Annotated in this window: 16 protein-coding genes and 2 tRNA genes; 4 read left to right on the top strand and 14 right to left on the bottom strand. The window is 61.3% G+C overall.

The window, feature by feature from the left end:
• Positions 1-27 precede the first annotated feature (27 nt).
• The 9 genes from IF189_RS02795 to rnr all read right to left on the bottom strand — a co-directional run bounded on the left by IF189_RS02795 (position 28) and on the right by rnr (position 13,241).
• Complete coding sequence (locus IF189_RS02795) at positions 28-3,303, bottom strand: DUF2126 domain-containing protein (RefSeq protein WP_192552778.1); 3,276 nt, start codon at positions 3,301-3,303, stop codon at positions 28-30.
• Positions 3,304-3,513: 210 nt separating this feature from the next.
• On the bottom strand, positions 3,514-5,826 hold the full coding sequence (locus IF189_RS02790) for a YgiQ family radical SAM protein (protein WP_192552777.1): 2,313 nt from the start codon (positions 5,824-5,826) through the stop codon (positions 3,514-3,516).
• A gap of 112 nt (positions 5,827-5,938) precedes the next feature.
• Complete coding sequence (gene dnaB, locus IF189_RS02785; RefSeq protein WP_085711165.1) at positions 5,939-7,336, bottom strand: replicative DNA helicase; 1,398 nt, start codon at positions 7,334-7,336, stop codon at positions 5,939-5,941.
• Positions 7,337-7,456: 120 nt separating this feature from the next.
• Positions 7,457-7,903, bottom strand: a complete 447-nt coding sequence (rplI, locus tag IF189_RS02780; RefSeq protein ID WP_003186385.1) for a 50S ribosomal protein L9 — start codon at positions 7,901-7,903, stop codon at positions 7,457-7,459.
• A 19-nt stretch (positions 7,904-7,922) separates the two neighbouring features.
• Positions 7,923-8,813, bottom strand: a complete 891-nt coding sequence (locus tag IF189_RS02775) for a hypothetical protein (protein WP_192552776.1) — start codon at positions 8,811-8,813, stop codon at positions 7,923-7,925.
• A gap of 37 nt (positions 8,814-8,850) precedes the next feature.
• Positions 8,851-9,081, bottom strand: coding sequence for a 30S ribosomal protein S18 (rpsR, locus tag IF189_RS02770; RefSeq protein ID WP_002551829.1), 231 nt, complete (start codon positions 9,079-9,081; stop codon positions 8,851-8,853).
• 28 nt (positions 9,082-9,109) lie between these two features.
• Complete coding sequence (gene rpsF, locus IF189_RS02765; protein WP_007950702.1) at positions 9,110-9,538, bottom strand: 30S ribosomal protein S6; 429 nt, start codon at positions 9,536-9,538, stop codon at positions 9,110-9,112.
• A gap of 308 nt (positions 9,539-9,846) precedes the next feature.
• Positions 9,847-10,614, bottom strand: a complete 768-nt coding sequence (gene rlmB / locus IF189_RS02760) for a 23S rRNA (guanosine(2251)-2'-O)-methyltransferase RlmB (protein WP_007967448.1) — start codon at positions 10,612-10,614, stop codon at positions 9,847-9,849.
• On the bottom strand, positions 10,611-13,241 hold the full coding sequence (gene rnr, locus IF189_RS02755) for a ribonuclease R (protein ID WP_192552775.1): 2,631 nt from the start codon (positions 13,239-13,241) through the stop codon (positions 10,611-10,613). The genes rlmB and rnr overlap by 4 nt, the downstream gene beginning before the upstream one ends.
• A gap of 225 nt (positions 13,242-13,466) precedes the next feature.
• Here rnr and IF189_RS02750 point away from each other — a divergent pair.
• The 4 genes from IF189_RS02750 (at position 13,467) to IF189_RS02735 (ending at position 16,585) form a co-directional block, all read left to right on the top strand.
• A tRNA-Leu gene (locus tag IF189_RS02750) sits at positions 13,467-13,553 on the top strand.
• 182 nt (positions 13,554-13,735) lie between these two features.
• Positions 13,736-13,822 (top strand) — tRNA-Leu (locus IF189_RS02745).
• Positions 13,823-14,009: 187 nt separating this feature from the next.
• Positions 14,010-15,020, top strand: a complete 1,011-nt coding sequence (locus tag IF189_RS02740) for an extracellular solute-binding protein (protein WP_134825291.1) — start codon at positions 14,010-14,012, stop codon at positions 15,018-15,020.
• Positions 15,020-16,585: an ABC transporter permease gene (locus IF189_RS02735; RefSeq protein WP_192552774.1), complete on the top strand. Its 1,566-nt coding sequence runs from the start codon at positions 15,020-15,022 to the stop codon at positions 16,583-16,585. The genes IF189_RS02740 and IF189_RS02735 overlap by 1 nt, the downstream gene beginning before the upstream one ends.
• Before the next feature lie 41 nt (positions 16,586-16,626).
• On the opposite strand, the gene IF189_RS02730 is transcribed toward IF189_RS02735, so the two are convergent.
• The 5 genes from IF189_RS02730 to hflK form a co-directional block, all read right to left on the bottom strand.
• Positions 16,627-18,561, bottom strand: a complete 1,935-nt coding sequence (locus IF189_RS02730) for a methyl-accepting chemotaxis protein (protein ID WP_134825289.1) — start codon at positions 18,559-18,561, stop codon at positions 16,627-16,629.
• A gap of 140 nt (positions 18,562-18,701) precedes the next feature.
• On the bottom strand, positions 18,702-19,991 hold the full coding sequence (locus tag IF189_RS02725) for an adenylosuccinate synthase (protein WP_085711159.1): 1,290 nt from the start codon (positions 19,989-19,991) through the stop codon (positions 18,702-18,704).
• A gap of 54 nt (positions 19,992-20,045) precedes the next feature.
• On the bottom strand, positions 20,046-21,233 hold the full coding sequence (locus IF189_RS02720; RefSeq protein WP_192552773.1) for an ATP phosphoribosyltransferase regulatory subunit: 1,188 nt from the start codon (positions 21,231-21,233) through the stop codon (positions 20,046-20,048).
• 313 nt (positions 21,234-21,546) lie between these two features.
• A complete protein-coding gene (gene hflC, locus IF189_RS02715; protein ID WP_027611416.1) occupies positions 21,547-22,416 on the bottom strand; it encodes a protease modulator HflC in 870 nt (289 codons plus the stop codon).
• The gene (hflK, locus tag IF189_RS02710) at positions 22,416-23,588 is read right to left on the bottom strand and encodes an FtsH protease activity modulator HflK (protein ID WP_085711157.1); all 1,173 of its coding nucleotides are present in this window, start codon (positions 23,586-23,588) and stop codon (positions 22,416-22,418) included. The genes hflC and hflK overlap by 1 nt, the downstream gene beginning before the upstream one ends.
• Positions 23,589-23,651 lie beyond the last annotated feature (63 nt).

Here is a 23,651-nt window from a genome sequence, read left to right as displayed (position 1 = left end):
ACGAAAAATCCGGGGGTCGTGTACGAATCAAAAGCGTCGTAAATCGAGTGTCATCGGAAACTCGTCGGAGATAGTCAGGTTCGGTATAGGAAGTTTCCCCGGCGTGTGTCCGATGCGGAAGAAACGCGCCATGCGCCGGCTCTCCGCTTCGTTGGCGTTGACCGGCAACGTCTCGTAATTGCGCCCGCCCGGATGGGCGACGTGGTACTGGCAGCCGCCCAGCGAGCGCTGCATCCAGGTGTCGAGCAGGTCGAACACCAGCGGCGCGTGCACCGGGATCGTCGGTTGCAGGCAGTTGGCCGGTTGCCACGCTCGGAAACGTACGCCAGCGACAGACTCGCCCACCCGCCCGGTCGGTTGCAGCGGCACCGGGATGCCGTTGCAGGTCAGCAGGTAACGCTGCGGCGGCAACCCTGTGAGTTTGACCTGCAAACGCTCAAGCGAGGAGTCGACGTAACGCACCGTGCCGCCCGCCGCGCCCTCCTCGCCCAGCACATGCCAGGGTTCAAGGGCCTGACGCAATTCCAGTTCGATGCCATTGACGGCGTAATCGCCAACCTTGGGAAAGCGAAACTCCAGATGCGCCGCAAACCATTCGGCACGCAGCGGATAACCGGCATTGTTGAGTTCGACGATGACGTCGGCAAAATCCTGTTCGATGAAGTGCGGCAGCAGGAAACGGTCATGCAGTTCGGTGCCCCAGCGCGCCAGTTTCGGCGGCGCATAAGGCTCGCGCCAGAATCGCGCCACCAGTGCCCGCAACAACAACTGCTGCGCCAGGCTCATGCGCGCATGGGGCGGCATTTCGAACGCACGCAACTCCAGCAGGCCGAGACGCCCGGTGGCGCCGTCCGGTGAATACAACTTGTCGATGCAGAACTCGGCGCGATGAGTGTTGCCGGTGACATCGATCAGCAGATTGCGCAGCAGCCGGTCCACTCGCCATGGCGGGCATTCTTCTCCCGGCGCCGGCATTTGCGCGAAGGCGATTTCCAGCTCGTACAGCGCATCGTTGCGCGCTTCATCGACTCGCGGTGCCTGAGAAGTCGGGCCGATGAACAAACCGGAAAACAGGTAGGACAGCGAAGGATGGTTGTGCCAGTAGCTGATCAGGCTGCGCAGCAGATCCGGGCGGCGCAGGAACGGGGAGTCCGCCGGCGTCGCCCCGCCGAGCACGAAATGGTTACCGCCACCAGTGCCGGTGTGGCGCCCGTCGATCATGAACTTCTCGGTGGACAGTCGGGTCTGGCGCGCCTCTTCGTACAGGAACTCCGTGCGCTCGACCAACTCATCCCAGGTCGCGGAAGGCTGGACGTTGACCTCGATCACGCCGGGATCCGGGGTGATGCGGAAGTTGCTCAGACGCGGATCGCTCGGCGGCTCGTAACCTTCCAGCAGCACCGGACAGTGAAATTCTTCGGCAGTGGCTTCGATGGCGGCCACCAGCTCTAGATAGTCCTCGACCCGTTCCAGCGGCGGCATGAACAGATACAAGCGGCCTTCCCGTGCCTCGGCACAGAACGCGGTGCGGGTCAGCCAGTCGGCGGACTCGTCGATCTTCGGCACCCGTTCGTCCGCCGCAGCCGGCGCGTCGTGTCGATTGAGTTGATCGGTATCGGGTAGCTCGGGGAAGTCCTGATTCGGATCGTTCGGATGAATGAACGGATACTCCGCCGCCTTCACCCAGGGCTGCGAACCCAATGGCAAGCGATAGCCCAGCGGTGAGTCTCCCGGCACCAGCCGGCAATGTTCATCGCGCAGATACCAGCGCCCGCTCTGCCATTGATCGCCCTTGGCGGTGCGCGCCAGTGGCAGCACCTGACCGATAACCTTGTCCAGCCCCTGACTGAACACCTTGCGCAGCCGCGCACGTTCCAGCGGCTCTTCCAGACGCGAGTCTTCAGCGCTGACGTTGCTTGGCAATGCACCCTCGCGCCAGAGGTAGTAGAAATTGTCCTCGTAGGCCGGGAACACAAAGCGTGCCGGCAGTTTCAGACGCTCGGCGACACTCGCCAGAAAGCGCCCGGCCAATGCGCCATCGGCGCCGTAATCCTGCTGCTCGTCGGCGATCAATGCGTTGTTGTGCCAGATCGGCACACCGTCGCGGCGCCAGTAGCAGTTCAGCGACCAGCGTGGCAGTTGCTCGCCCGGATACCACTTGCCCTGGCCGAAATGCACCAGTCCCTTGGGCGCGTAGTGCTTGCGCATGCGCTGGAACAGCTCGGCGGAGAGCCGGCGCTTGTCCGGGCCGAGCGCGGCGGTGTTCCATTCGGCGCCATCCGGGTCATCAATGGACACGAAGGTCGGTTCGCCGCCCATGGTCAGGCGCACGTCACCTTCCAGCAGGTCGGCGTCGATCTGCCGGCCCAGCGTCTGAATCGCCAGCCATTGCTCATCGGTGTAGGGCTTGGTGACCCGTGGAGCTTCCCAGATCCGCTCCACCGACATCTCGTGGCTGAATTCGCATTCGCAAGGCTCCACCAGACCACTGATCGGCGCCGCCGAGGACGGGTCGGGACTGCAGGCCAACGGGATATGCCCTTCCCCGGCGAACAGTCCGGAAGTCGCATCGAGACCGATCCAGCCGGCACCGGGCAGATAAACCTCGCACCACGCGTGCAGATCGGTGAAGTCCACTTCGGTGCCGGAGGGGCCGTCGAGGCTTTTCACGTCGGCGGTGAGCTGAATCAGGTAACCGGAGACGAAACGCGCCGCCAGTCCGAGGTTACGCAGCAGTTGCACCAGCAGCCACGCCGAATCGCGGCAGGAGCCGGACGCGTGTTCGAGGGTGTGTTCCGGGGTCTGTACGCCCGGCTCCATGCGAATCAGGTAATTGATGTCCTCGCTCAGGCGCTGGTTGAGCGCCACCAGGAAGTCCACTGCCGGCAGCGGCGAGCGGTCGATGGCGTCCAGATAGGCCTGGAATTTCGGCGTCAGCGGCAGGGTTTCGAGGTACGGCGCCAGTTCCTTGCGTTCATCGGCGGCGTAGGCGAAGGGGATTTTCTCGGCGTAGGGCTCGAGGAAAAAGTCGAACGGGTTGAACACCGCCATCTCGGCCAGCAGGTCGACCTCGATCCGCAGTTCGGCGGTTTTCTCGGGAAACACCAGTCGGGCGAGGTAGTTGCCCTGGGGATCCTGCTGCCAGTTGATGAAGTGCTGCTCGGGCGAGACTTTCAGCGAATAAGACAGAATCCGCGTGCGGCTGTGGGCAGCCGGGCGCAGGCGCACGATCTGCGGGCCGAGTTCGACAGCGCGGTCGTAGCGGTAATGCGTGACGTGATGCAATGCGACATGAATCGACACGGCGTGCCTCCTGCGAGCCCAAGCGTATTCGAAAGCGCGCAAGACTTATGCCATGCAGAGGCCTGGGCGCTTTCCCGGAATGCTCAGGGCAGTACAGCACCAAAATCGGGCGACGCGGTGAAATGCTTTGGCACAGTTGCACGCAAATGTTGCGAGGCACAACGCAAAACGCCAACCCGAAGGTTGGCGTTCTGTTCACTCAAGTGCGATTCAGCGCGGTACGACCGGCTTGCGAGCCGGCTTCGGCCCTTTGCCTTTCGCCGCTTCCTTGCGCTCCTTGGCGGCCTGCTGGTTGCGGGCGAATGCCGCGGCCTTGGCCTGTTCACGCTTGTCCCACGGATTGCCGCCGTCGCTGGCGCGCGGTGGCAGACCGTTGTGCTGGGTGAGGATCTTGGTGGTTTTCTCTTTCACGTCCTTCGCCACTTTATAGCTGCCAGCCGGCGTCGAGTTCTTGCGACGGGCACTCTGGTAGCTGTCGGTGGCCGGCTGATGCGTCGGGATCAACTGGTGCTTGCCCGGCCCGATCAGGTCGGCGCGACCCATGCGGATCAGCGCTTCACGCAGCATCGGCCAGCCTTTCGGGTCGTGGTAACGCAGGAACGCCTTGTGCAGACGACGCTGCTCCTCGCTCTTGACGATGGTCACGCCGTCGCTCTTGTAAGTGACCTTGCGCAGCGGGTTCTTGCCCGAGTGGTACATCGCGGTGGCGGTGGCCATCGGCGACGGATAGAACGCCTGCACCTGGTCGGCACGGAAGCCGTTGCCCTTGAGCCACAGGGCCAGGTTCATCATGTCTTCGTCGGTGGTGCCCGGGTGCGCGGCGATGAAGTACGGAATCAGGTACTGCTCTTTCCCGGCTTCCTTGGTGTACTTCTCGAACATGCGCTTGAAGCGATCGTACGTGCCGATCCCCGGCTTCATCATCTGGTTGAGCGGACCTTCCTCGGTGTGTTCCGGGGCGATCTTCAGGTAACCGCCGACGTGGTGGGTCACCAGCTCCTTGACGTACTCCGGCGACTCGACCGCGAGGTCGTAACGCAGGCCGGAGGCGATCAGGATCTTCTTCACACCCGGCAAGGCACGGGCGCTGCGATACAGCTGAATCAGCGACGAGTGGTCGGTGTTCAGGTTCGGGCAGATGCCCGGGAACACGCAGGACGGCTTGCGGCACGCGGATTCGATTTCCGGGCTCTTGCAGGCGATGCGGTACATGTTCGCGGTCGGGCCGCCGAGGTCGGAAATGACACCGGTGAAACCCGGCACCTTGTCGCGGATCTCTTCGATTTCGCGAATGATCGACTCTTCGGAACGGTTCTGGATGATCCGGCCTTCGTGCTCGGTGATCGAACAGAAGGTGCAGCCGCCGAAGCAGCCACGCATGATGTTCACCGAGAAGCGGATCATGTCGTAGGCCGGGATCTTTTCCTTGCCGTACGCAGGATGCGGAACACGTGCGTAAGGCATGCCGAACACGTAGTCCATTTCTTCAGTGGTCATCGGAATCGGCGGCGGGTTGAACCAGACGTCGATCTCGCCATGCTTCTGCACCAGCGCACGGGCGTTGCCCGGGTTGGTTTCCAGGTGCAGCACGCGGTTGGCGTGGGCGTACAGGACCGGGTCGTTACGCACCTTTTCCATCGACGGCAGGCGGATCACGGTCTTGTCGCGGGTCATTTTCGGGCTGGCCAGGATCTGCACGACCTTGGCTTCTTCCGGATCATCAACCGGGCCCTTCTCCTGCTCAATTGCGCAAGCCTGAGTGTCCTGGGTGTTGACGTACGGGTTGATGATCTTGTCGATCTTGCCCGGGCGGTCGATGCGCGTGGAATCGACTTCGTACCAGCCCGCCGGCGTGTCACGACGGATGAACGCGGTGCCGCGCACATCGGTAATGTCTTCGATCTTGTGACCGTAGGACAGACGCTGGGCGACTTCGACGATCGCGCGTTCGGCGTTGCCGTACAGCAGGATGTCGGCGCTGGCGTCGATCAGGATCGAGTTGCGCACACGATCCTGCCAGTAGTCGTAGTGGGCGATGCGGCGCAGGGAGGCTTCGATGCCGCCGAGCACGATCGGCACGTGCTTGTAGGCTTCCTTGCAGCGCTGGCTATAGACCAGGCTCGCGCGATCCGGACGCTTGCCGGCCATGCCGCCCGGGGTATAGGCGTCGTCGGAACGGATTTTCTTGTCCGCGGTGTAGCGATTGATCATCGAGTCCATGTTGCCGGCCGCGACGCCGAAGAACAGGTTCGGCTCGCCGAGCTTCATGAAGTCGTCTTTGGACTGCCAGTTCGGCTGGGCAATGATCCCGACGCGGAAGCCCTGGGACTCCAGCAGCCGGCCGATGATCGCCATGCCGAACGACGGGTGATCGACGTAGGCATCACCCGTGACAATGATGATGTCGCAGGAATCCCAGCCGAGCTGATCCATCTCCTCCCTGCTCATCGGCAGGAACGGGGCTGGTCCGAAACATTCGGCCCAGTATTTTGGATAGTCAAATAACGGCTTGGCTGCTTGCATGTCGATGACCGGTGTTGAGGTGCAAAATCGCGGGCGCGGAATATAGCACAAAAAATGACCAATTCCGACGGCTGTGGTCGGAAATATCAGGGGCAGTCAGACGAGGACGGACTTACTCGTCGTCGTCGAAGTTATAGCTGCCCGGCGCGAGGTTTTCGAAGCGCGTGTACTTGCCGATGAAGGCCAGGCGGATGAAGCCGATCGGGCCGTTCCGCTGTTTGCCGATGATGATTTCGGCGATGCCTTTGTGCTCGGTTTCCGGGTGATACACCTCGTCCCGGTACACGAACATGATGACGTCGGCGTCCTGCTCGATCGCTCCGGATTCCCGCAAGTCGGAGTTCACCGGGCGCTTGTTGGGACGTTGTTCCAGGGAGCGGTTGAGCTGCGACAAAGCCACCACCGGGCAGTTGAATTCCTTGGCCAGGGCTTTCAGGGACCGGGAGATCTCGGAAATCTCGTTGGTCCGGTTGTCACCGCTGGAGCCCGGGATCTGCATCAACTGCAGGTAGTCGATCATGATCAGGCCGATATCGCCGTGCTCGCGCACCAGACGTCGGGTCCGGGCACGCATTTCCGACGGACTGATGCCGGCGGTGTCATCGATGAACAGTTTGCGGTCGTTGAGCAGGTTGACCGCCGAGGTCAGGCGTGGCCAGTCGTCGTCTTCGAGCTGACCGGAACGCACCTTGGTCTGGTCGATGCGGCCGAGGGACGACAGCATACGCATGATCAGCGATTCGCCTGGCATCTCGAGGGAGTACACCAGCACCACCTTGTCGCTGCGCAACACGGCGTTTTCCACCAGGTTCATCGCGAAAGTCGTCTTACCCATGGACGGACGACCGGCGACGATGATCAGGTCGGCCGGTTGCAGGCCGCTGGTCTTCTCGTCGAGGTCGGTATAGCCGGTGGACAGGCCGGTGATCGAGTCGGCGGTGTTGAACAAGGTGTCGATGCGGTCGATGGCTTTGGTCAACAGGTCATTCACACCCACCGGGCCGCCGGTTTTTGGCCGGGCCTCGGCAATCGCGAAGATCTGCCGTTCGGCTTCGTCGAGGATTTCCTCGGCGGTGCGACCTTCAGGGTTGAAGGCGCTGTCGGCAATTTCGGTGCTGATGCCGATCAACTGACGCAACGTCGCACGCTGGCGGACGATCTGCGCATAGGCCTTGATGTTGGCGACGGACGGCGTGTTTTTCGCCAGTTCACCGAGGTATCCGAGGCCGCCGACCTGGGATGTCTGACCTTCCTTGTCCAGTTGCTCGGCAAGGGTCACGACGTCGATCGGCGAGTTCTGATCGGCCAGTTTGGCGATCGCGCGGAAAATCAGACGGTGGTCATGTCGGTAGAAATCGCCGTCGGAGACTTGATCGAGCACGCGTTCCCAGGCGTTGTTGTCCAGCATCAGACCACCGAGCACGGCCTGTTCGGCCTCGATGGAATGCGGCGGCACCTTCAGCGCGGCGGTTTGCAGATCGTATTGCTCGGGAGCGGAGATTTCGTTCATGGCCACTTTTTATTCAGGAAAAGCAGGGATTGCAGAAAGACAAAGGGCACGACCTGAAGACAGGATCGTGCCCGATGTTAACCGCCTGGCGTACAAGCCGCCAGTCGATCAGGGTGTTGCTTAAGCTGCTACCACGACAACGCGTACGGTGGCTTCAACTTCGGCGTGCAGGTGCACAGCCACGTCGAATTCACCTACGTTGCGGATGGTGCCGTTCGGCAGACGAACTTCGCTTTTCGCCACTTCAACGCCGGAGGCGGTCAGTGCGTCAGCGATGTCGTGAGTACCGATCGAACCGAACAGCTTGCCTTCGTCGCCAGCGGTGGCAGTGATGGTCACTTCCAGCTCGGCCAGTTGGGCAGCACGGCTTTCAGCCGATGCTTTACGGTCGGCAGCGGCTTTTTCCAGCTCAGCACGACGCTCTTCGAACGCAGCCAGGTTGGCAGCGGTCGCAGCGGTGGCTTTGCCGAAAGGCAGCAGGTAGTTACGGCCGTAACCGGCCTTAACGTTTACTTTGTCGCCCAGGTTGCCCAGGTTGGCGATTTTTTCCAGAAGGATCAGTTGCATGTGGAAATCCTCTTAACTTTTAACCTTCACCGTTCGCGTTATCGGCGTCTTTCGACGCGTGACGACCGCGAAAATCAATCAGGCTGTCGACAATGGCCAAGACCACAAGCAACGGACCGAGCAAGTGCATGAAAGGCACGAGCGTGACGTATATCCCCACCAGCCAGAAACCGGCCAGCCGTTTCTGCGCCACCAGCCCGTGAACCAGGGCCAGACCGGCGAAGAACAGCGGCACGCTGCACAACGGCAACAGAACCAGTGCGTGCAGACCGAAGAACGGTGCCACACACATGACGGCCAGAAGCGACAGCGCAACGCCTTTCGGCAGTCGGATGGCGCGAAACTCGCGACCGAAACCGCCGGGGTTATACAACAACGCCTGCCAGTAGCGCCCAAGAATCAGGCACAGCACGCTAAAGACCTGCAACGACACCGCTGTCGAAATGATCGACAGTGGAACCGCCAATCCCGTGAGAATCGCCTTCTGGTCTGCCGAGAATTTCTCGTAGACCTCACCCATCGCCAGCGGCAAGACTTGTTCAAACGTCTGCGCCAGCGCTTCGGTGAAGGAACCGAAAACGGTCCCCAGGCTCACGGCAATCAACAATCCCACGGCCACGCTGACCAGCAGCACGCGATTCCAGGTGTGTTCGGCGCGTAAAACCAGCGCCAGACCGCAAGCCCCGAGCAGCACAATCAGTGCCGTCGGGTCTTTGAGGTAGTGCCAGCTCACCAACGCTGACAACACTCCCACACCCAGGACGCTCAAGGCGTCCGAACCGCGCCGCAGGAGCACAAGGCAACCTGCAGCGGCACTCAACCAGAACAACAGCGGCAATGCCGCAGATCCGGCCACGACCAGCGTGGCCTGCATACGCCCCCGCATGATGAATTCAGCCAAGGCACGCATGCATTCGATCCCTTACTTACTTGTCGACTACCCGGTCTCAGCGGCCGTGGCTGTCGGTGTAGGCCAGCAGGGCCAGGAAGCGGGCGCGCTTGATAGCGGTGGCCAGCTGACGCTGATAACGAGCTTTGGTACCGGTGATGCGGCTTGGAACGATTTTGCCGGTCTCGGATACGTAGGCTTTCAGAGTGTTGAGATCTTTGTAGTCGATCTCCTTCACGTCTTCAGCGGTGAAGCGGCAGAATTTACGACGACGGAAGAAACGTGCCATTTGATAGGCTCCTTAAAAGGTCCGTGGATTACTCGTCAGCGTTATCGCTGTTGTCGCTGTCGCTATCGCTGTCATCGCCATCGGCGCTGCCATCGTGCTCAGGACGTTCGCGACGCTCACGGCGCTCACTGCGGTTTTCTTCAGCCTTGAGCATCTCGGACTGGCCGGTAACGGCTTCGTCGCGACGGATGACCAGGTTACGGATCACAGCATCGTTGTAGCGGAAGTTGTCTTCCAGCTCGGCCAGGGCCTTGCCGGTGCACTCAACGTTCAGCATCACGTAGTGAGCCTTGTGAACATTGTTGATTGCGTAGGCCAGTTGACGACGGCCCCAGTCTTCCAGACGGTGGATTTTGCCGCCGTCTTCTTCGATCAGCTTGGTGTAACGCTCAACCATGCCGCCGACTTGCTCGCTCTGGTCAGGGTGGACCAGAAAGATGATTTCGTAATGACGCATGAATGCTCCTTACGGGTTGTAGCCTGCCGCTCAAAAACGGTCAGACAAGGAGTGAATGACACTTATGGACTTGCCGGCGCGGGGCACATGGGTGCCTGCCGTCACAGCAAGGGGCGCAATTGTAGAGAAGGGACAGAAGAGGTGCAAGGCAATTGGTGATTATTTGAACAGCCACCAATCCGGGCCACACCACAAAGCACTGTGGGAGCGAGCCTGCTCGCGATGGCGGCTCAACATCCAACATTAATGCTGAATGTAACTCCGCTATCGCGAGCAGGCTCGCTCCCACATTTTGGACTGCGCGAGGCTTAAGCCTTTTTGGCAGCCGCCTTGGCCTTGGCCCCGCGCTGGCGCTGGGCCTCGAACAGGCACACGCCGGTCGCAACCGACACGTTGAGACTGCTGACGCTACCGGCCATCGGCAGGTTCACCAGGTAGTCGCAATGTTCACGGGTCAGGCGACGCATGCCTTTGCCTTCGGCGCCCATGATCAGGATGGTCGGGCCGGTCAGGTCCTGGTCATAGATGCTGACCTCGGCCTCTCCCGCCGTGCCGACAACCCACAGACCACGTTGCTGAAGCTTTTCGAGGGTGCGCGCGAGGTTGGTCACAGCCACCAGCGGAATCACTTCCGCCGCGCCGCAGGCCACTTTCCGCACGACCGGCGTCAACGTGGCCGACTTGTCTTTCGGCACGATGACCGCCAGCGCACCGGCAGCGTCCGCCGAACGCAGGCAGGCGCCGAGGTTGTGCGGATCGGTCACGCCGTCGAGCACCAGCAGCAACGGCGCGCCTTCGGTGCGGTCGAGCAGTTCGTCGAGCATCGCTTCGCCCCAGACCTGGCTCGGACTGACGTCCGCCACCACGCCCTGGTGCACGCCCTCGACCCATGCGTCCATTTCGCGGCGCTCGGCCTGACCGATCTGGACCCGGTTTTCGTTGGCCAGCTCGATCAGTGTCTGCACCCGCGGATCGTTACGGCTTTCAGCCAGCCAGATCTGCTTGACGCGTTTAGGGTGGTGACGCAGCAACGCTTCTACCGCGTGAACGCCGTAGATTTTTTCCAACTGACTCATGACTTCGCCTTCGGTTTACGTGCCCCGCCGCTTTTGGCTGGAGCGGAACCCGCTTTTGGCGGGCCCTTGCGGTGTTTGCTCGGTTTGCCTGGCTTGCTGCCGGAGGCCTTTTCAGGCGCCGACCGTCCGGTCTTTCCCCCGGACGCCGCTTTACCACCGTTTTTGGCGTCGGCCAGCAAGGCCTTCTTCATCTCACGGCTTTTGCGCAGCTCGGCGTTTTTCGCCACGGCATCGCTCGGGCGATAAGCCTCGGCCACCTTTTCCTTGGCCGGACGGCGGCTGGCGGTTTTGGCCGGAGCTTTTTCTTCCACAGCCTTGGCCGCTGGAGCAGCGGTTTCGGTGCCACGCTTCTTGCGGCCGATTGGTGCGCTGATGGTTTTTTCCGCCATCTCGAAGTCGATCTTGCGCTCGTCGAGATCGACGCGCATGACGCGCACTTCAACGGTATCGCCAAGACGGAAGCTGCGACCGGTGCGCTCGCCCGCCAGGCGGTGATGCACAGGGTCGAAGTGGTAGTAATCGCCCGGCAGTGCGGTGACGTGCACCAGACCTTCGACGTAAATATCGGTCAGCTCGACGAACAGGCCGAAACCGGTCACGGCAGTGATCACGCCCGGGAACGATTCGCCCACGCGGTCTTTCATGAACTCGCACTTGAGCCAGTTCACCACGTCGCGGGTCGCTTCGTCGGCACGGCGCTCGCTCATCGAGCACTGCTCGCCGAGTTGCTCCAGCGCCGCTTCGTCGTACGGATAGATGCGCGCCTTCGGAATGGTCATCGCGCCGGCACGGCGAACGTGCGGGGTGTCCTGTTTCGAATGGATCACGCTGCGGATCGCCCGGTGCGTGAGCAGGTCCGGGTAACGTCGGATCGGCGAGGTGAAGTGGGTATAGGCTTCGTAATTCAGACCGAAGTGGCCTTCGTTCTGGGCGCTGTACACCGCCTGGCTCAGGGAGCGCAGCATCACGGTCTGGATCAGGTGGAAATCCGGACGGTCCTTGATGCTGGCCAACAGGGCCTGATAGTCCTTCGGCGTCGGGCCGTCCTTGCCTTTGTGCAGGGACAGGCCGAGCTCGCCGAGGAACGCGCGCAGCTTTTCCAGACGCTCCGGCGGCGGGCCGTCGTGGACGCGGTACAGTGCAGGGATTTCGTGCTTTTTCAGGAACTCGGCAGTGGCCACGTTGGCCGCCAGCATGCATTCCTCGATCAGCTTGTGCGCGTCGTTACGGGTGGTCGGACGGATTTCGGCAATCTTGCGCTCGGAACCGAAGATAATCCGGGTTTCCTGCGTTTCGAAATCGATCGCGCCACGCACGTGACGGGCAGCCAGCAACACTTTGTACAGCGCGTAGAGCTGCTTCAGGTGCGGCAGAACGTCGGTGTATTCGCCGCGAAGCTTGCGTGCTTCGGTGGCTTTCGGCGTTTCCAGCATCGCGCTGACCTTGTTGTAGGTCAGACGGGCGTGGGAGTGGATCACCGCTTCATAGAAGCAGTAGTCGGTCATTTCGCCGGATTTGGAGATGGTCATCTCGCAGACCATAGCCAGACGATCGACGTGCGGGTTCAGCGAGCACAGGCCGTTGGAGAGCTGCTCCGGCAGCATCGGCACCACGCGCTCGGGGAAGTACACCGAGTTGCCGCGCACCTGGGCTTCGTTGTCCAGGGCCGAGCCGATCTTCACGTAGCTGGAAACGTCGGCAATCGCCACGTACAACTTCCAGCCGCCGGAGAACAGGCGCAACTTGCCTGGCTTGGATTCGCAGTAGACGGCGTCGTCGAAGTCGCGGGCATCTTCACCGTCGATGGTGACGAACGGCAGATGGCGCAGATCGACGCGCTTCTCTTTGTCTTTCTCTTCGACTTCCGGCTTGAGCTTGCCGGCTTCCTTCAGAACGGCTTCAGGCCAGACGTGCGGAATGTCGTAGGTGCGCAGGGCGACATCGATTTCCATGCCCGGTGCCATGTAGTTGCCGACGACTTCGATCACATCGCCTTGCGGCTGGAAGCGCGGAGTCGGCCAGTGAGTGATTTTCACCTCGACGAACTGACCGATCTGGGCATTGGCGTTGCGCCCCGGGGTCACCAGCACTTCCTGCTGGATCTTCGGGTTGTCCGCGACCACAAAGCCGATACCGCCCTCTTCGAAGTAGCGGCCGACGATGCTTTCGTGGGCACGGGACACCACTTCGACGATCACGCCTTCGCGGCGACCGCGACGGTCCAGGCCGGACACACGGGCCAGGGCCCGGTCGCCGTCGAACACCAGACGCATCTGCGCCGGGCTCATGAACAGGTCGTCGGAGCCGTCGTCCGGCACCAGGAAGCCGAAGCCGTCGCGGTGACCGCTGATGCGGCCGAGGATCAGGTCGAGCTTGTCCACCGGCGCATAAGTGCCACGGCGGGTGTAGATCAGTTGAGCGTCGCGCTCCATGGCGCGCAGGCGGCGGCGCAGGGCTTCGATCTGGTCTTCTGTGGTCAGACCAAACTCTTCGACCAGTTGCTCGCGGGCAGCAGGCGAACCCCGATCAGCAAGGTGCTGAAGGATCAGTTCGCGGCTGGGAATAGGGTTTTCATATTTTTCCGCTTCACGAGCGGCCTCGGGATCGAGGGACTGCCAATCGGCCATTAGAGAGTTTTCACCTTGTCTATATGCGGGTTAGTTTGGCATAGGCGCCATCAAACGGGAAATTTCCGACTCTATAAGGCGCGTCTGGAGCCTTGTATCGACGTCTGAAAGGCGTTTTGAACACCGCTGGTAAAAAAAACCATTTTTTTTGCTGGCAGGGGTTTACAGTTAAAAAGACGCTCCGTATAGTGCGCGCCATCGACGACGTACAGACGCTGTCGAGATGCCCAGGTGGTGAAATTGGTAGACACGCCAGCTTCAGGTGCTGGTGACCTTACGGTCGTGGAAGTTCGAGTCTTCTCCTGGGCACCAATTTCGAGTTTGAGACTAGAACAGTTTCAAGACTCACACAAAAACCCGCGAAAGCGGGTTTTTTGCATTCTGCGTCCCGACTTTTTTCTGAAATTGATTTATTAAAATCAAATCAGGGGTTTACAGATCAAAAGGCGCTCCGTATAGTGCGCCACATCAACAGCGGCAACGCTGAAGATGAAGCCCAGATGGTGAAATTGGTAGACACGCCAGCTTCAGGTGCTGGTGACCTTACGGTCGTGGAAGTTCGAGTCTTCTTCTGGGCACCAATTCAAATTCAAGGTCACGATCTTGAATCTCACAAAAACCCGCGAAAGCGGGTTTTTGCGTTTCTGGCTTCCTGAAAACTCAGGCCGCCCTACCAAACCCTTATCCTGCTCGCAAGGAGCATTTGAGAAACGATATCGTTTATCATTGTTGCAAGTTTTTGCAATGCGACAGTGAGGAACCCTGCGAATGATGTTTCGAAATACCCTGCGCCGCGGCTTGACCTTCACCCTGCTCGGCCTGGCACTCGCCACTCCCCTCACCCAGGCTGCCGATACGGTTTCCCTGACTCTCTACAACGGTCAACACAAGGAAGTCGGCGACGCGATCGCCAAGGCCTTCGAAGCCAAGACCGGTATTCACGTCAATGTGCGCAAAGGCAGCAGCAACCAGCTCGCCAGCCAGATTATCGAAGAAGGCGACCGCTCCCCCGCCGACGTGATCTACACCGAAGAATCCCCGCCACTGAACAACCTCGGCGAACTCGGCCTGCTGGCCAAGTCCGACGATGCCACTCTGGCAGTCCTGCCGAAAAAATACGTCGCCGGCAATGGCACCTGGATCGGCGTCACCGCACGGGTTCGCGTAGTTGCGTTCAACCCGAAACTGGTCGATGAAAAAGACCTGCCCAAGTCGGTGCTGGATTTCGCCGATCCGCAGTGGCAAGGCAAGGTCGGTTTCGTACCCACCAGCGGCGCCTTCCAGGAACAGGCCGTCGCCATCATCAAAAAACACGGTCGTGAAGCCGCCGAAGAATGGCTGACCGGCCTGCGCGCCTTCGGCAAGACCTACAGCAACAACATGGTCGCCCTCAAGGCTGTGGAAAACGGCGAAGTCGCCACCGTGCTGGTGAACAATTACTACTGGTTCGCCCTGCAACGGGAGAAAGGCAAGCTCGACTCCAAACTGCACTACTTCACCGGCGGCGACGTGGGCGGCTTGATCACTGTCTCCAGCGCTGCGGTGCTGAAGTCCAGCAAACATCCCAAAGAAGCCCAGCAGTTTCTCGCCTACATGGCCAGCGAGGAAGGCCAGCGCGTGATCACCCAGACCACCGCCGAGTATCCGTTGCACAACGGTATGGAATCGGATCGTGGCCTCAAACCTTTCAGTGAGCTGGAAGCACCGGACGTTACCCCGGCCGATCTGGGCAATGCCGAGGAAGCACTGGATCTGGAACGCGAAGTTGGCTTGAACTGATGAGCGCCTCGTTATCCGCCCCCTCCACGCGCGGGGGTTACGTGCCACGGCGCAAGCGGCCGTCGATCTGGCTGGTGCTGCCGGTGTTGCTGCTGGTGGTGATGAGCCTCTTGCCGCTGGCCTATGTCGGCCTCAAAGCCTGGCAGGCGGGCTGGTCCGAGGCGCTGCATTTGCTGTGGCGCCCTTACGTGTTCGGCCTGCTGCGCAACACACTGGCACTGATGGTCGGCGTAACCGTGACTTGCGGCGTGATCGGCCTGTCGCTGGCGTGGTTGCTGGAGCGCAGCAATCTGCCGGGCAGGCGTTTGTGGGGCGTAATACTTTGCCTGCCGTTTGCGGTACCGGCATTCGTCAGCAGCTTTACCTGGGTATCGCTCAGCGCGCAGTTCGAAGGGCTTGGCGGGGCGATCCTGGTGATGAGCCTCTCGAAATATCCGCTGATCTTTCTTCCGGTGGCAGCCACTCTGCGCAATCTCGACCCGTCCCTTGAAGAGTCGGCAAGGACACTGGGACAGAATCGCTGGGGCGTGTTTTTCCGCGTCACCCTGCCCCTGCTGTGGCCTTCGCTGCTGGCCGGCTCGCTGCTGATTGCGTTGCACATGCTGGTGGAATTCGGCGCACTGTCGATCATTGGCCTGCAAACCTTCACCACAGCGATCTATCAGCAATTCGAGCTGGAATTCAGCAACGCCAACGCAGCGATGTTGTCGGCGGTGCTGCTGGCGCTGTGTCTGATGCTGCTGTGGCTGGAACTGCGGGTGCGTGGCAAGGGACGTCACGTGCGAACCGGCCAGGGTGCGGCGCGCCGGGCCGAGCAAGTGCAACTCGGACCCTGGGCAATTGCCGGTCAACTGTATTGCCTGATGCTGGCGATTGTCGGCAGCGGCATTCCACTTGGGATGCTGGCGTACTGGCTAGCGGTCGGCTCGTCAGCAGCCTTCCCGGTGGCGGCAATCACCGAAGCACTGCTGTCGTCGCTTGCGCTGTCGCTGGGTGGCGCGGGATTGTGTCTGCTACTGGCGGTGCCGGTTGGATTGCTGGTGGTGCGCTACAAGGGCCAACTGGCGATCTGGGCCGAGCGTCTGCCCTATCTGCTGCACGCGCTGCCGGGGCTGGTGATCGCACTGACGCTGGTGTATTTCGCCCTGCATTACGTGCCGGCGCTGTATCAGACTTCCCTGTTGTTGCTGATCGCCTATGCGCTGCTGTTCCTGCCACTGGCCCAGGCGCCGATCCGCACAGCGCTGAACAAGGCCGCACCACAACTGGAAGAAGCCGCCCGCACACTGGGCGCGTCGTCGTTCACGGCGTTCTGCCGAGTGACCCTGCCGATCATCTTCCCCGCACTGGGCGCGGCGTTCGCGCTGGTGTTTCTGGATGCCATGAAGGAACTGACGGCGACGCTGCTGCTGAGTCCGACCGGGCTCAACACCTTGGCGACCGAAGTCTGGGCACACACCGCGAATGTCGAGTTCGCAGCCGCAGCACCTTATGCGGCGTTGTTGATTGTGGTCTCGGGGTTGCCCGTCTACCTGCTGACAACCCGGATGTATTTGAGCCGATAAAAAAATCGCAGCCGAAGCTGCGATTTTTTTTGCCCGCACTATCAGGCCCGGAACTGCCCCAGGCTGGCCTTGAGCTGCGCCGCCAGACCATCCAGCACCTTGCCGCTGGCCGTGGTCTCGACCACCGCCTGAGCGGCTTTCTCCGCCTGGGCATGAATCGTCTCGACCCGACCGCGCACGGCCTGCGCACCCTGAGCCTGATGCGCCGCCGCCTGAGTCGCCAGACCAATCGCCGCATGCACCTGCTCGACCGAGGCCTGCACCGACTGCTGCAACCGCGCACTGTCACGCAACACCAGCAAACCTTCGCTGGCCTGACGCCCGGCCTGACCAATCGCCTCAACCGCCTCACGGGCGCCCTGCTGCAAGGCAACGATGTGCGCCTGGATGTCACCAGTGGAGCTTTGAGTCTTGCTCGCCAGCGCCCGGACTTCGTCCGCCACCACCGCAAAACCGCGACCGGTCTCACCGGCCCGGGCCGCCTCGATGGCGGCGTTGAGCGCCAGAAGATTGGTCTGTTCGGCGATGCCGTGAATCACGGTCAGCACCACTTCGATCTGCTCGCTTTGCTGCGCCAGGCGTTCGATGACTTTCGCCCCGGTATCGACCTGCCCCGCCAAAGCCTCGATCAGGCTGCCGACCTTGGCCGACGTGCGGGTGTTCTCGTCGGTGGCCTGACGAATATCCACCACCTGCTTCAGCGCCGCTTGCATCGCATGGCTTTCCGACTGCGCCTCATCAGCCATCTGCGAGAGTGCCCGCAGGCTTTCGGCGACCTCATCGCGCTGCATCCCCGCCGCCGCATCGGCGCCAGCATTGCGCAGGGTCATCGCGCCGATTTCCACACCGGTGCGCTGGGCCACATCCCCGGCCTCGCGCACGATCGGCTGCAACTTATCCACAAAGCGGTTGACTGCCGAAGCCATGTCACCGATTTCGTCCTTGCTGTTGATCTGCACCCGCTTGGTCAGGTCGCCCTCGCCTGCTGCCAGGTCATCCATGGCGGCGTTGAGCATCTTCAAGCGATTGACCACACGATGGCCGAGCACCACCGCCAGCAGCAACAGCACGCCGGCGCCGACCAGCGCCAGTCCCATACCGATACGCCAGCGCAGCGTGGCTGCGGCGTCCTGTACGGTGTTGGTCGTGTTGGCTTTCATCTCGGCGGCGGTGGATTGCGCCGACTGCAGGCGCGCGCGCATGGCCGTGGCGCTGTCGGCGGCGGCGCCCTTGAGGCTGTCGCCGACCAGTTGATCACTGCTGGCGATCAGCGCCGAGAAGCGCTGATCGAGTGCCGCCAGATCGGTGTCCACCGAGGCCGTCGAAACACCCATCAGCACCTTGCCGATCTCCACGCCGTTGGGATTGATCGACGCTTCAAGGTAGTAGACCGACGGATCATGCTTCGCCGCATCCAGCACCTTATCCAGCGCCCGCTCGCCCTGGCCTTTTTCCAGAAGGGCCTTGTTGATCGGGTTTTCGCGGTTGAGATAGCGGGTCAGATGCTGGCCGGTGGCGTCGTCATAGACCACGAACAGCACGTTGGGATTGCGCTGGGCACGTCGGGCAAACTCGGACAGGGTCGGCACATCGCTGTCCCACATGGCGCGAGGCGCTACGGAGGCGAGCAACTGGGCCATGTCGTTGGCCGAGTCCTTCAGGTCTTTTTCCAGGGTCGTACGCAGTTGTGCCTGCTCCTCTTTCAGACGCGAGGACAGGCCGGCAGTCAAACGCTGGCGAGTATTGGTGGACAAGGTATCGAGGCTCGAGGTGACTTCACGCCCGGCCTGCTCCAGCTCACCGGAGAGCTTCTGGCTGTCGGCGCCCAGGCGAGTGCCCAGGTCAGCTTCCAGCGCCGTGACGGTGCTCCGCGTCAGGGCAACGGCCACCAGCACCTGCACCAAAAGGGCGATACCAAGGGTAACGAATACGGGCCGCAACAAACGGCTTTGTAACAGTGAGAGAACGGCCGACACTGTGAATCCCTCTACTTCTGACGCCATTAATTTGATGGCACTCTTGTAGACAGATTCACAGCAAAGGTCATGCCGTCCAACAGGCATAAACGACAAAGGCCCCGATGAAGGGGCCTTTGTGTTTTTACATCAACGACTTATCAAGCGAACGGATGACGCAGAACGATGGTTTCGTTGCGGTCCGGACCCGTCGAAATAATGTCGATCGGCGCGCCGATCAACTCTTCAACGCGTTTGATGTAGGCGCGAGCGTTGGCCGGCAGTTCTTCCAGGGTCTTGGCACCCACGGTCGATTCGGTCCAGCCCGGCACTTCTTCGTACACAGGCTGCAGGCCTACGTAGCTGTCAGCGTCAGTCGGCGCTACGGCGTTGCCTTGCGCATCTTTGTAGCCGGTGCAGATGTTGATGGTTTCCAGGCCGTCGAGTACGTCCAGCTTGGTCAGGCAGATGCCCGAGATGCTGTTCACATCGATAGCGCGACGCAGGATAACGGCGTCGAACCAACCGCAACGACGAGCACGGCCGGTGGTCGCACCGAACTCGTGACCCTGTTTGGCCAGGTGCGCGCCCACTTCGTCGAACAGCTCGGTCGGGAACGGGCCCGAACCTACGCGAGTGGTGTAAGCCTTGGTGATACCCAGGATGTAGTCCAGGAACATCGGGCCAACACCCGAACCGGTCGCCACGCCACCGGCGGTGGTGTTGGAGCTGGTCACGTACGGGTAGGTACCGTGGTCGATGTCGAGCAACGAACCCTGGGCGCCTTCGAACATGATGTCTTTGCCGGCGCGACGCAGGTCGTGCAGCTCGGCAGTGACGTCCAGCATCAGCGGCTTGAGCAGCTCAGCGTATTCCTTGCACTCGGCCAGGGTCTTTTCGAACTCGATGGCCGGCTCTTTGTAGTAACCGACCAGCATGAAGTTGTGGTAGTCCACCAGCTCACGCAGCTTGTCTTCGAAGCGCGGCATGTTGAGCAGGTCGCCGACACGCAGGCCACGACGTGCAACCTTGTCTTCGTAAGCCGGGCCGATGCCGCGACCGGTGGTGCCGATCTTCAGCTCGCCACGGGCCTTTTCACGGGCCTGGTCCAGCGCCACGTGGAAGGACAGGATCAGCGGGCAGGACGGGCTGATACGCAGGCGCTCACGCACCGGTACGCCTTTCTCTTCCAGCTTGGTGATCTCGCGCAGCAGGGCGTCAGGTGCAACCACCACGCCGTTGCCGATCAGGCACTGCACGCCTTCGCGCAGCACGCCCGACGGGATCAGGTGCAGGACGGTTTTTTCACCGTCGATCACCAGTGTGTGGCCAGCGTTGTGGCCACCTTGGTAGCGCACTACGGCGGCAGCATGTTCGGTCAGCAGATCAACGATCTTGCCTTTGCCCTCATCACCCCACTGGGTGCCCAGGACTACGACATTCTTACCCATAACACTTGTCCTCATTCGCGCAAACTTGGTGCCGGCGTTGGCCGGCAGGAAAACTCAAGAAGCCAGTGGCGATACTTGCCAAAGCCCGTTCTGCTGGATCAATTGCCGGTCGCAGTCCGCATCACGGGCGGCGGCCAAAGGTTGTCCAGGCAATGCCTGAACGACACGCTGACCCTCACTGCGCAACTGGCAAACCTGCTGCCAGAGTGCCGCATCCGTACTGTCAGGCATCCAGATACCGCCAGACGGTAGCTCGACCTCAGCACGCCCCAGGGTCACCAGGGTTTTCAAATCGGTGGAAAAGCCGGTTGCCGGACGGGCACGACCGAAGTCGGCGCCGATGTCGTCATAGCGACCGCCCTGAGCGATGGACTGGCCGACACCCGGCACGAACACCGCGAACACTACACCGGTGTGGTAGTGGTAACCGCGCAGCTCGCCCAGATCGAAGTACAGCGGCAGCTCCGGGAAGCGCGCCGACAGTCGCTCGGCAATCGCGAGCAAATCTTCCAGCGCCGCCAGTACCGGCGCCGGCGCATTGGCCAGACGCCCACGGGCAGCGCTCAACACTTCACGGCCGCCGCACAGGTCGACCAGTGCACGCAGCATGCCGGACAGATCAGCCGGCAGGCCTTCGGTCAGGGTAATGACCTCGTCGATGGCCTTGCGTTGCAATGCATCGAACAGCTGTTGCTCGACCTCACCCGACAGGCCGGCCGCCTGGGCCAGACCGCGGTAGATGCCAACGTGACCCAGGTCCATGTGCACATCCGGCACATCAGCCAGTTGCAGCATGGCCAGCATCAGGCTGATGACTTCAACGTCGCTGCTCGGGCTCGCATCGCCGTACAACTCGGCGCCCAACTGGATCGGGCTGCGCGAGGACGACAAGGCACGCGGCTGGGCATGCAGCACGCTGCCGGCGTAGCAGAGACGGCTCGGGCCTTCGCGACGCAGGGTGTGCGCATCGATGCGCGCCACTTGCGGCGTGATGTCGGCACGGAAACCCATCTGCCGGCCCGATTGCGGGTCGATGACCTTGAAGGTACGCAGATCCAGGTCCTGGCCCGCGCCGGTCAGCAGGGATTCCAGGTACTCGATATGGGGAGTCACGACAAACTCGTAACCCCAGCTCTGGAACAGATCCAACACCTGACGACGCGCGACTTCAATGCGCGCCGCTTCCGGTGGCAGTACTTCTTCGATGCCATCTGGCAGCAGCCAGCGGTCTACCGTTGCCATTACGCCATTCCCCTTAGATCCGGGCGGCCAGCCCGAGGGCGAGCCTTGAGTGAAGCAGAAAATGACCGGCCCGTTCAAAACGCACGCGCATGAACGACGCGGCGAAAGGCCTGTTACCGGCTTCGCCCATCACTTTCCTCGAAAAACTGTCGGGCCATTCAACCCGATCTTCTGCAACAAAAACAGCAATCAAACGTGCAGACGCAAAAAAGCCGGGAATTTCCCGGCTGCCGCATCATACACACGTTTTCCGAAAGGATCACCCCGCCCGAGGTTTTAGCCGCCGGGCGGAATGATTCAGGTCAACGTCGTATCAAGGCTTGGACTTTTCCAGGTAACGGAAGAAGTCGCTGCTTGGGTCGAGGACCATGACGTCGGATTTGTTCGCGAAGCTTTCACGGTAGGCACGCAGGCTGCGGTAGAAACCGTAGAACTCCTGATCCTGACCGTAGGCCTTGGAGTAGATCGCAGCGGCCTGGGCGTCACCGTCACCGCGAATCTCTTCGGATTCACGATAGGCTTCAGCCAGCAGCACGCGGCGTTGACGATCGGCGTCGGCACGGATGCCTTCGGCCAGCTCGTTACCCTTGGCGCGGTGCTCGCGAGCTTCACGCTCACGCTCGGTGCTCATACGTTCGAACACGCTGCGGTTCACTTCCTTCGGCAGGTCGATGGCCTTGACCCGGACATCGACGACTTCGATACCCAGCTCTTTTTCCGCCATCTTGTTCAGCGACGCCGTGATGTCGGCCATCAGCGCATCGCGCTCACCGGACACCACTTCGTGCAGGGTACGTTTACCGAACTGGTCACGCAGGCCCGATTCCAGACGACGGGACAGACGCTCGTCGGCGATCTGCTTGAGGCCGGAAGTCGCGGTGTAGAAGCGCTCGGCATCTTTCACGCGCCACTTGGCGTAGGCATCGACCATCACGGCTTTCTTTTCCAGGGTCAGGAAGCGTTGTGTCGGAGCATCCAGCGTCATCAGACGTGCGTCGAATTTACGCACCTGGTTAACGTAAGGCACCTTCACATGCAGACCCGGCTGGACATCGGCCTGGACCACGCGACCGAACTGCAGCAGCACCGCGCGCTCGGTCTGAGCCACGATGTAGAAGCAGTTCCAGCCGACCAGTACCACAACAACGCCAACGATCAGGGCGATCAGCGATTTATTGCTCATCAGCGGGTCTCCCTTGTACGTGTCTGCGGCAGGTCAGTGACATGCGGCACGACATCCGTGTTGTTGCTGGCGGCGGCTGAACCGGTGACCGGTGCACTGCTGCCCGAACTGTTCTGAATCATCTTGTCCAGCGGCAGGTAAAGCAGGTTGCTCTGGCCGTTCTTGTTGCCGGTCACGAGAACCTTGCTGGTGCTGCTGAAGACTTCCTGCATGGTGTCCAGGTACAGACGCTGACGAGTGACCTCGGGCGCCTTGCGATACTCGGCAACCAGCTTGGTGAAGCGATCGGCCTCACCCTTGGCACGGGAGACCGTTTCGTCACGGTAACCGTTGGCATCTTCGAGGATGCGCTGGGCCTGACCACGGGCTTCCGGCACCACGCCGTTGGCGTAGGTTTCAGCCTGGTTGCGCGAACGCTGCTCGTCTTCACGGGCGCGGATCACGTCATCGAAGGCTTCCTGCACTTCACGCGGTGCAGCTGCGCTCTGTACGTTGACCTGGGTGACGGTGATACCGGTGCGATAGGTATCGAGGAAACGTTGCAGACGCTCCTTGATCTCGCTGGCCATCAGTTCACGACCTTCGGTCAGCACCTGGTCCATCGCGGTGGAACCCACCACATGGCGCAGCGCGCTGTCGGTCGCATGTTGCAGGCTGATTTCCGGCTGGTCGACGTTCAGCACGAAGTCCTGCAGGTTGCTGATCTTGTACTGCACGGTCAGCGGCACTTCGACGATGTTCTCGTCTTCGGTCAGCATCTGGCCCTGCTTGGTGTAGGCACGCTCGCGCGTGACGTTTTCCATGTACTTCTTGTCGATCGGCGGGAAGTAGATGTTCAGGCCCGGGCCGACAGTCTCGTAGTACTTGCCGAAGCGCAGCACCACGGCCTGCTCCTGCTCGTCCACCACGTATACCGCGCTGTACAGCCACACGGCCGCCAGCACGACGAGGCCGATGCCGAGCAGGCCGCCGAAGCCGCCACTCTTGCCCGAACCGCCACCGTCATCACCACCCCGTTTCTTTCCACCACCGAACAACCCGTTCAGGCTTTCCTGCAGCTTTCGGAAGGCCTCGTCGAGATCTGGTGGTCCCTTGCGGTCGCCGTTATTGCGGCGCTTGCCACCCCAAGGATCCTGATTGTTCGAGTTGCCACCCGGCTCATTCCAAGCCATAGCGCTCTCCATCTGATAAAGCAAAGACGCACCCACGGCGCGCCGACCAATGCTACAGAATGC

The sequence above is a fragment of the Pseudomonas sp. IzPS59 genome (genome assembly GCF_014863505.1).
Lineage (GTDB): Bacteria > Pseudomonadota > Gammaproteobacteria > Pseudomonadales > Pseudomonadaceae > Aquipseudomonas > Aquipseudomonas kribbensis.
Note: the sequence above shows the minus strand (reverse complement) of the source record. Positions and strands in the feature narration are given on the sequence as shown.

What these genes read in the sequence shown, in the direction of transcription:
- IF189_RS02790 (WP_192552777.1), bottom strand. Translation starts at nt 5,826, where the DNA reads ATGCAAGCAGCCAAGCCGTTATTTGACTATCCAAAATACTGGGCCGAA.
- dnaB (WP_085711165.1), bottom strand. Translation starts at nt 7,336, where the DNA reads ATGAACGAAATCTCCGCTCCCGAGCAATACGATCTGCAAACCGCCGCG.
- rplI (WP_003186385.1), bottom strand. Translation starts at nt 7,903, where the DNA reads ATGCAACTGATCCTTCTGGAAAAAATCGCCAACCTGGGCAACCTGGGC.
- IF189_RS02775 (WP_192552776.1), bottom strand. Translation starts at nt 8,813, where the DNA reads ATGCGTGCCTTGGCTGAATTCATCATGCGGGGGCGTATGCAGGCCACG.
- rpsR (WP_002551829.1), bottom strand. Translation starts at nt 9,081, where the DNA reads ATGGCACGTTTCTTCCGTCGTCGTAAATTCTGCCGCTTCACCGCTGAA.
- rpsF (WP_007950702.1), bottom strand. Translation starts at nt 9,538, where the DNA reads ATGCGTCATTACGAAATCATCTTTCTGGTCCACCCTGACCAGAGCGAG.
- rlmB (WP_007967448.1), bottom strand. Translation starts at nt 10,614, where the DNA reads ATGAGTCAGTTGGAAAAAATCTACGGCGTTCACGCGGTAGAAGCGTTG.
- rnr (WP_192552775.1), bottom strand. Translation starts at nt 13,241, where the DNA reads ATGGCCGATTGGCAGTCCCTCGATCCCGAGGCCGCTCGTGAAGCGGAA.
- IF189_RS02740 (WP_134825291.1), top strand. Translation starts at nt 14,010, where the DNA reads ATGATGTTTCGAAATACCCTGCGCCGCGGCTTGACCTTCACCCTGCTC.
- IF189_RS02735 (WP_192552774.1), top strand. Translation starts at nt 15,020, where the DNA reads ATGAGCGCCTCGTTATCCGCCCCCTCCACGCGCGGGGGTTACGTGCCA.
- IF189_RS02725 (WP_085711159.1), bottom strand. Translation starts at nt 19,991, where the DNA reads ATGGGTAAGAATGTCGTAGTCCTGGGCACCCAGTGGGGTGATGAGGGC.
- IF189_RS02720 (WP_192552773.1), bottom strand. Translation starts at nt 21,233, where the DNA reads ATGGCAACGGTAGACCGCTGGCTGCTGCCAGATGGCATCGAAGAAGTA.
- hflC (WP_027611416.1), bottom strand. Translation starts at nt 22,416, where the DNA reads ATGAGCAATAAATCGCTGATCGCCCTGATCGTTGGCGTTGTTGTGGTA.
- hflK (WP_085711157.1), bottom strand. Translation starts at nt 23,588, where the DNA reads ATGGCTTGGAATGAGCCGGGTGGCAACTCGAACAATCAGGATCCTTGG.